This is a genomic window from Beijerinckia sp. L45 (assembly GCF_009765775.1).
In the GTDB taxonomy this organism is placed as follows: domain Bacteria; phylum Pseudomonadota; class Alphaproteobacteria; order Rhizobiales; family Beijerinckiaceae; genus RH-AL1.
This window is the reverse complement of the sequence record NZ_LMUU01000177.1, coordinates 1-7,622: the sequence shown is the minus strand read 5'-3', so window position 1 is coordinate 7,622 and position 7,622 is coordinate 1. Positions and strand designations below refer to the sequence as shown.

9 protein-coding genes are annotated in these 7,622 nt (G+C 61.4%); 7 read left to right on the top strand and 2 right to left on the bottom strand.

What is annotated here, in order from left to right:
- Positions 1 to 120: 120 nt before the first annotated feature.
- Genes GSQ79_RS19545 through GSQ79_RS19535 form a run of 3 tightly spaced genes read left to right on the top strand, consistent with a single transcriptional unit; the run spans position 121 to position 2,247 of the window.
- Positions 121 to 1,710, top strand: coding sequence for a cation acetate symporter (locus GSQ79_RS19545; protein ID WP_158810338.1), 1,590 nt, complete (start codon positions 121 to 123; stop codon positions 1,708 to 1,710).
- Positions 1,711 to 1,735: 25 nt separating this feature from the next.
- Positions 1,736 to 1,987, top strand: a complete 252-nt coding sequence (locus GSQ79_RS19540; RefSeq protein ID WP_158810337.1) for a tautomerase family protein — start codon at positions 1,736 to 1,738, stop codon at positions 1,985 to 1,987.
- Positions 1,988 to 2,013: 26 nt separating this feature from the next.
- A complete protein-coding gene (locus GSQ79_RS19535; RefSeq protein ID WP_158810336.1) occupies positions 2,014 to 2,247 on the top strand; it encodes a tautomerase family protein in 234 nt (77 codons plus the stop codon).
- Between the two features lie 779 nt (positions 2,248 to 3,026).
- On the opposite strand, the gene GSQ79_RS19530 is transcribed toward GSQ79_RS19535, so the two are convergent.
- Positions 3,027 to 3,221 carry a hypothetical protein gene (locus tag GSQ79_RS19530; RefSeq protein ID WP_158810335.1) on the bottom strand — a complete coding sequence of 65 codons (195 nt, stop codon included), beginning with the start codon at positions 3,219 to 3,221 and terminating at the stop codon, positions 3,027 to 3,029.
- 242 nt (positions 3,222 to 3,463) lie between these two features.
- Complete coding sequence (locus tag GSQ79_RS19525) at positions 3,464 to 4,090, bottom strand: TetR/AcrR family transcriptional regulator (RefSeq protein WP_368669960.1); 627 nt, start codon at positions 4,088 to 4,090, stop codon at positions 3,464 to 3,466.
- Positions 4,091 to 4,295: 205 nt separating this feature from the next.
- Between GSQ79_RS19525 and GSQ79_RS19520 the strand changes: the two genes are divergently transcribed.
- The 4 genes from GSQ79_RS19520 to GSQ79_RS19505 form a co-directional block, all read left to right on the top strand.
- Entirely contained in the window at positions 4,296 to 4,610 is a 315-nt protein-coding gene (locus GSQ79_RS19520; RefSeq protein WP_158810334.1) for an EthD family reductase, read from the top strand.
- A 165-nt stretch (positions 4,611 to 4,775) separates the two neighbouring features.
- Positions 4,776 to 6,275 carry an aldehyde dehydrogenase family protein gene (locus GSQ79_RS19515; RefSeq protein WP_158810340.1) on the top strand — a complete coding sequence of 500 codons (1,500 nt, stop codon included), beginning with the start codon at positions 4,776 to 4,778 and terminating at the stop codon, positions 6,273 to 6,275.
- A 125-nt stretch (positions 6,276 to 6,400) separates the two neighbouring features.
- Complete coding sequence (locus GSQ79_RS19510) at positions 6,401 to 7,396, top strand: aldo/keto reductase (protein WP_158810333.1); 996 nt, start codon at positions 6,401 to 6,403, stop codon at positions 7,394 to 7,396.
- A gap of 27 nt (positions 7,397 to 7,423) precedes the next feature.
- On the top strand, positions 7,424 to 7,622 hold a 199-nt coding region (locus GSQ79_RS19505), incomplete at its 3' end, for a nitrite reductase (NAD(P)H) small subunit (protein ID WP_368669959.1).

Genomic DNA, 7,622 nt, shown 5'->3' with positions numbered 1-7,622 from the left:
CCTCGCGCAATTCACCGTCACGTTCCTCGTCGCAGTTACTTATTCGCGATGGGCGGAGATCGTGATGGATCCGCTCGCGCTCGCCGCGCGCCTTCGCCTCGCCGACGCGAAGGAGGTGTCATGATCGCGTCCGCCAAGGGCCAAATCCTCACCTCGTCCTTCTTCATCGCGTTCATCGTCGTCAGCCTCTGCATCACGTATTGGGCGACCCGTCGGGCCAAGAACGCGAGCGGGTTCTTCGTCGCGGGACGCCGCCTGAGCGGATGGCAGAACGGCCTTGCGATATCCGGCGACTACATGTCGGCCGCGTCCTTTCTTGGGATTGCCGGACTCGTGTCGCTCTACGGCTTCGACGGCCTCCTCTATTCGTTCGGGTTCATCGTGGGATGGGTTGCGATCGTGCTCATCGTCGCTGAACCCCTTCGGAACTCCGGCAAGTACACGATCTCCGATGTTATGGCGTTCCGCCTAAAGGCACGTCCGGTGCGCGCGCTAGCTGCGGCATCCTCGATAGCTATCGGGCTCCTGTACCTCCTCGCGCAACTCGTCGGCGCGGGCGCGATCGCATCCCTTCTCCTTCCCATCTCGCCAAGCGCCGCGATCGTCGTCGTCGGTCTGCTGATGGTGGTTTACGTTCTCTTTGGCGGCATGGTGGCGACGACCTACGTGCAGATCGTTAAGGCCGTCCTCGTCTTCGCGACCACGGCGCTGCTCGCAATCCTGCTGCTTTATCGGTTCGGTTTCAGCCTGGATGCGCTGCTGCAGGCCGCAGCGTCCTCCAGCGGCAAGGGCCGGGCGTTCCTGGAGCCCGGACTCTACTTCACGAACAAACTCGACCTGATATCGCTTGGACTCGCATTGGTGCTTGGAACCGCGGGACTGCCGCACATCATGATGCGCTTCTATACCGTGCCCGACGCCAAGCAGGCCCGCGTCTCTGCGAACTGGGTGATCGGTGTCGTCGGCGTCTACCTTGTAATGACAACCGTGCTCGGCTTCGGTGCGGCGGCGCTCGTAGGCCACGACAGGATCCTCGCCGCGAACAAGGCCGGCAACAGCGCGGCGCCGCTCCTGGCGTTGGAGCTTGGAGGCGGAAACGGAACCGTTGGAGGCGAAGTGCTTGTCGCTTTCGTCTCCGCGGTGACGTTCGCCACGATCCTCGCCGTGGTTGCAGGCCTCATCATCGCCGCGACCTCGAACATTGCGTACGATCTTTACTCGCAGGTCATTCATCGCGGCACCAACGACGAGAAATCGGAGGTCAGGGTGGCGAAGATCGCTACCCTCGCCGTCGGCGGTGCAGCGGTCGCGCTGGCCCTCGCGGCCCAGACGCTGAACGTCGCGTTCCTGGTCGGGTTGGCCTTTGCGGTCGCCGCTAGCGGGAACCTTCCCGTAATCCTGTTCTCCCTTTTCTGGAGGCGGTTCAATACGACGGGCGCCGTCGCCGCGCTGTCGATCGGCTTGTGCAGCGCGTTGGGGTTGGTAGCGGTAGGACCCGCATTCATCGGTCCGAGGGGCCTCTTCTTCCATGATCTGCATCCGCTGTTGACGTTGACGAACCCGGGCATTGTGAGCATCCCGCTTGGCTTCATCGCCGGCTGGCTCGGAACGCTTCTCGGTGTTCGCGAAGCTCACAGCGAAAGCCGTTTCCGCGAACTTCAAATCCGGGCGCTAACGGGCTTCGGCGCCGAAGTCAGCGATCACCCCTGATCAACCTCGTAAATGGGAGAGACCGATGCCTATCATAACTTGTGACATCCGCGAGGGTAGGACCCAGGAGCAGCGACATCAGCTTTCCGTGGAACTGTCACAAGCCGTAGTCGATGCGACCGGCTGCGGGATCGAGAACGTGTTCCTCGTCGTCCGCGAAATGCCCGGATACAACTTCGTCGATGCGGGAGAACACGTTCCGGACTACGTGGCAGGACCTCAAGGCATCGATCTCGCCGGCCACGAGCAGCTTAGAAACCGCGTGGCGAAGAACTAGCGCAACCACAAAAGGAAGGAAGCGAAATGCCGTACATACAATGCGATCTGGAAGTCGGCCTCACAGATGAAGAAAAGGTCGCGCTCATCCAGCGAATGACGGAGATCACTCATAAGGCCATCGGGTCTGCGCATGGACATATCAACGTCGTCCTGCGCGAACATCCCGCCTCGAACATCGGCGAAGCCGGGGTGGCCGGCCGAGCATTGACCTCCAGGCGCAACGAGGCGCGGGCGGTCATCGCCGACAAGGCAGCCTAGATCTTCGGCCCGGGCGTCGACAACGCGCCCGGCCCTCTTTGAGATAGGTCCCCGCGGTAGCTGTCGCGCCGACCCGCTCGAGTCTCACCGAAAGTTCATGACTGGGCCGGGCTCTGACCCAAGATCCGATCGCCCATCTCTCGAGAGTGACATCACCTTGCCCATCAAGCTTCACCGAGCCGACCAGGTGTTTGTGTCCAGCCATTGCGGCGGCGCGTCCATTACAGTGCCAGCCGGGCAGTCCGCCGACGAATTCCGCCTCGAATTCGGTCGCGGCCAATTCCTCTGTCTTGCTGGAACGGTGCTCGTGTCGGCGATCGCGTTCGCCTTATCGATGCTCGTCATTCATTGAAGTTCTTCTTGGGCGGCCTCTAGTTCGACTTTCGGTTTGGGGCATACGACGAGGCTCGACATTGCCCGCCTCCTTCAGCGTTGAGCCCTTTCAGCATCGCTGATCTCGATGCCCTCGCAACAACTGTTCGACACCCCGATTGGCAGAGACAATGGAAAGCGCCCGCCGAGAGCTTCGATGTGGCTGAAATCGTGAGGCAGCGATGTCGCTTTTATACCGACAGCGTGACCGAACGCGGGCATGTAGGATCTTCGATCAGCTTACTGACCGCGGCGCTTTGTGTTTCGTCAATTGCGATCAGGCAAAGCGCTCGGAAGTGGGAGGCCGCAGACCTCCACCATGAATCAGGCGACGGTCGGCGTCGCGAGCGTGCAGACGATCGATGGAACCCTCGCGAAGCCCTTCGATTTCCTTTCGTCGAACGCATCTACATTTGGCGCAAGGAGACGCGCAGTTCGCCGTCGCGCGTCCCGGCGGTGGCGTTCATGCTGTCTGCGGCGATCTGAGCGGGCCAGCGGTCGCCGCAACTCAAGGTCGCTCCCATCGCCGCCGCGAGATACAAAGAAGCGTATTGCCCCAGCTGGAGCAGTAGAGATTGGCGCGATCTCATATTCGTCGTCATCGAAGGATCGATGCGGATGATTGACGACCGCGGTCAGCCGCCTGAACTCTCACTCTTGGGTAGTTGACGGCTGGCGGTGCGAACACCATGAGCATGTACTGCAGGGCTCGGACGAGAAGGACGTGCCGTCAGCTTCTGCACTACCGCCTTGATCGCGTTCATCCCCTATCTTGCACTGGAAACCCGGTCCTTCAGGGCCGGGTTTTTGACAAGCCGCACATCGGCCATGCTCGTCTTCTGCTTTAGGCCCGGATGCCCGCCATGAAGATCCTGACGTGGTTGCTGATCACGGAATTCCGGTCCTCCGGAATGGTTTGGTTATAGATAAACTCGCGGATTGCCATATAGAAGACTTGGCCATGCAGCCCCCAGACGGCTTCCTCGTCCGCTACGGACGGCGCGTCAGATCCTTCTGGCTCGCGAGACCCTGTGCTTCGTAGCTCCCTACAGACGGGCATGATCAGGTTGTCTCGCAGAACCTTCAGATACCGGTCGGTGATGCCAACGGACCGCATCCCCGCGAAGACGAAGATCCGGACCCAATCGTAATGGAATATCCGCTCTGCGTATTCGATGTAGAAGCGCGTGAGCCGAGCCTCCAAGGACATGGATCTGTCCACGATGAGATCGTTCCAGGTCGGGTTCCATCGGCTGAGGTAGACGTGCTCGTAGACGCGGTCGATCAGCGCCTCTTTGGTTGGAAAATACCGGAAGATCGCCGAATGCGTGATTCCCATCGTCTTCGCGAGTTCTCGGGTCTGCCCCTCGAAGCCGTGTTCGGCGAAGAATGCGGTGGCCGCCTCGACGATGGCCTTTTCCCGGACGGCGGCCGAGAGGTAGGACCGTTTTGCCGACTTCGCGACGCTCAAGCACAAACCCTCCCCCAAAGTGACCATATGGTCATTTTCTGTTGACAGGTGCAATCGATTGGACGACGTTTGGCGCGAGACGCGATCCGGGCGCGACCGACAAGGCGACTTCTGTCGCGTGTGATATCCTCAAGATCCATGCGAGATGGGCCCAGTTTATCGATACCTCGATCGCACTCGCAATTACGCAACGGTGAAAGATCCCATGAGCAAACTCGTCGTTCTTTATGACAAGCCCACCGATACCGCCGCATTCGAGAAGCATTTCCGTGCGGTCCACATGCCGCTGGTCGAGAAGATGCCCGGCTTGCGCGGATACAGTTACGGCCCGGCGACGGGTCTCGATGAAAGCCCTGGAGCCTACTTCTGGAGCTTCATAGGGACGTTCGACAGCCGGCAGGCGATCCTCGACGCGTTCGGCACCGCCGAGGGACAAGCCGTGGCCGCCGACATCCCGAACTACTCGCCGGACGCTCCCACCATCTTGTTCGTCGACAGCACCGAGTCTGCGGCTTCCTGATTACCTAGCGCCTCTCGAACCCGTGCTTTGCCTGGGCCGCTATATCGGTTCCAATGTAGCGACTCAGTGGCTTCGGCGCGCGCTAACGGCTTGCGTGACGCCGAGAGGACCAACCTAAGCCGAAGCCTAGGGAGACTTTGCATGAACGTTCATTCCCAGCCCCTGATGCGGACCGCAGTCGTACCGCAGGCCATCCGCGATTGGCTCTCCAAGCCGAAGGCGCTGCTGATCGACGGCAAGTGGGTCGCCGCACAGTCCGGCAAGACCTTCGAAGTGCACGACCCGGCCACCGGCGAGGTGATCGCCCATGTTGCCGAAGGTGATAAGGCCGACATCGACCTGGCCGTGAAGGCGGCGCGCCGCGCGTTCGAAAGCGGCCCCTGGGCGCGAATGACGCCGTCGGAGCGCGGTCGCATCATCCACAGGATCGGCGACCTCATCCTCCAGCACGCAGACGAACTCGCTTCCATCGAGGCGTTGGACAACGGGAAGCCAAAGGCGGTGGCGAAGGCCGCCGACGTGACCCTGGCCGCGGACATGTTCCATTACATGTCGGGATGGGCCACCAAGATCGAAGGCAAGTACATCAACATTTCCGCCCTTGCGGCACCCGGGATGCAGTTCGCCTCTATGGTGAGGCCGGAGCCCGTCGGAGTGGTCGGCCAGATCATTCCCTGGAACTTCCCGTTGCTCATGGCGGCGTGGAAGCTCGCCCCGGCATTGACCACGGGTTGCACGGTCGTGCTGAAGGTCGCGGAGGAAACGCCGCTTTCGGCGTTGCGCCTGGGAGAGCTCATCCTCGAAGCGGGCGTACCGGCTGGCGTGGTGAACATCATAGCGGGCTTCGGCGAGACGGCAGGCGCTGCCCTCGCGGGTCATCCCGACGTCGACAAGGTGGCCTTCACGGGTTCGACGGAGGTCGGCCGGCTCATCGTTCAGGCTGCATCGCGCGACCTGAAGAAGGTATCGCTTGAGCTTGGCGGAAAGTCGCCGAACATCATCCTGAAGGACGCCGATCTCTCCCAGGCCATTCCTGGAGCCACGGCGGCGATCTTCTTCAACCACGGCCAGTGCTGCAACGCCGGTTCTCGGCTGTTCGTGCACAAGTCGATCTTCGAAGAGGTGGTCGAGGGTATCGCCAAGGAGGCCGCCAAGATCAAGATCGGCCACGGCCTCGACGACGGCGTGGACATGGGACCTCTCGTGTCGCAGGTCCAATACGATCGTGTCACGGAGTTCTTGGCCTCTGGTGAACAAGAAGGCGCACGCGCCGTCTGCGGCGGCAAGGGACTGGGCGGAAAGGGCTACTTTGTTCCGCCGACCATCCTCGTGGACACCAATCCTGGCATGAAGGTCGTTCGCGAGGAGATCTTCGGACCGGTGCTGGTCGCGGCGCCCTTCGACGATGCGGACGACACCCTGATCGCGGAGGCCAACAACACGATCTACGGTCTCGCAGCGGGCATATGGGGCAAGGACGGCGGTGAAACCCAGCGCATCGCCAACCGCCTCAAGGCTGGCTCGATCTGGATCAACTGCTACCACGTGTTCGATGCGGCGCTTCCCTTCGGCGGCTACAAGCAGTCGGGATGGGGACGCGAGATGGGTCAGGCGGTGCTTGCCAACTATCTCGAACAGAAGGCCATTACGACGCGGATCGGCTGACGCCCTTCCACGGGGTGCACCTTGCACCCCGTGGGGATGACACCAACCGGCTAGCCTTTATCCTTGAAACTGTCGGTGTGACTTGGCGAGGCGCTATCTGTGAAGCGTCAACGGAGTATCGCTACATGCAACATCGCCATCTTGGAAAGCATCTCACCGTATCTTCGATCGGCCTGGGATGTATGGGTCTCACCGGCGTGTACGGTCGCCAGGATGAAGCGTCGTCGATCAAGATGCTGCGTCGTGCGGTCGACATTGGCGTCACCTTCTTCGATACCGCCGAAGTATACGGACCCTACGATAATGAGGTACTCATCGGAAAGGCGCTGAAGGACGTGCGGGATCGCGTGGCGATCGCCACCAAGTTCGGCTTCAAGATATCAGACGAAGGCGTTGGCATGGCCCGCATGGCCGGCACCGATAGCCGGCCTGATCACGTCAAGGCTGTGGCCGAGGCCTCTCTGAAGCGCTTAGGCATCGAAACCATCGATCTTCTCTATCAACACAGGGTCGATCCGAACGTGCCGATCGAGGAAACTGTCGGCGCGATGGCCGAACTCGTACGTGAGGGAAAGGTCCGTGCTCTCGGCCTTTCCGAGGCTAGCGCCGACACCATCCGACGGGCCCACGCGGTGCACCCGATCAGCGCGGTGCAAAGCGAGTACTCGCTGTGGACGCGTGATCCGGAGGCAGAGGTGCTGCCCACCTGCCGTGAGCTCGGCATCGGGTTTGTGCCGTACAGCCCACTTGGGCGAGGCTTCCTCACGGGAGCGATACGCGACATGAAGTCCCTCGACGCTGATGACTACCGGCGGACGTCTCCACGTTTTGCCGACGGAGCTTTCGACGCGAACCTAGCCGTCGTGAAGGTGCTCGAGGATCTTGCGGCGTCAAAGGGAGTCACCGCCGCGCAACTCGCGCTCGCCTGGGTCCTGCACCAGGGTGACTTCATTGTCCCCATTCCAGGAACTCGTAAGATCCACCGGCTCGAAGAGAACGTGGCGGCCGCCGACATCGTCCTATCGCCGCAGGATCTTGCCTCAATCGAATCCGCCGTCCCACATGATGCGATCGTCGGTGCGCGCTACCACGATGCCGGGCTGGCGATGGTGAATCGCTGAAGCATTCACCGAAACAACAAGCTACTTGTGATCGTCGCGGATGAATACGTGCGCCGACGTCTCACTGATATCCACGACGTGAGGTGTCCGTGGCACAAGGCCGCCTTCTCTCTGTCTACGGGCAAGTGCGTCGAGCCTCCGGCGGTCGACGACCTGCCCCGCTTCGCTGTCCGCGTCGTCGATGGCCGCGTGATGCTCACCGTACCCGAACAGTCGGGTCTCGAGC

Excerpts from the sequence above, each read along its gene's own strand:
- GSQ79_RS19545 (WP_158810338.1), top strand. The coding sequence starts at position 121 with ATGATCGCGTCCGCCAAGGGCCAAATCCTCACCTCGTCCTTCTTCATC.
- GSQ79_RS19540 (WP_158810337.1), top strand. The coding sequence starts at position 1,736 with ATGCCTATCATAACTTGTGACATCCGCGAGGGTAGGACCCAGGAGCAG.
- GSQ79_RS19535 (WP_158810336.1), top strand. The coding sequence starts at position 2,014 with ATGCCGTACATACAATGCGATCTGGAAGTCGGCCTCACAGATGAAGAA.
- GSQ79_RS19530 (WP_158810335.1), bottom strand. The coding sequence starts at position 3,221 with ATGACGACGAATATGAGATCGCGCCAATCTCTACTGCTCCAGCTGGGG.
- GSQ79_RS19520 (WP_158810334.1), top strand. The coding sequence starts at position 4,296 with ATGAGCAAACTCGTCGTTCTTTATGACAAGCCCACCGATACCGCCGCA.
- GSQ79_RS19515 (WP_158810340.1), top strand. The coding sequence starts at position 4,776 with ATGCGGACCGCAGTCGTACCGCAGGCCATCCGCGATTGGCTCTCCAAG.
- GSQ79_RS19510 (WP_158810333.1), top strand. The coding sequence starts at position 6,401 with ATGCAACATCGCCATCTTGGAAAGCATCTCACCGTATCTTCGATCGGC.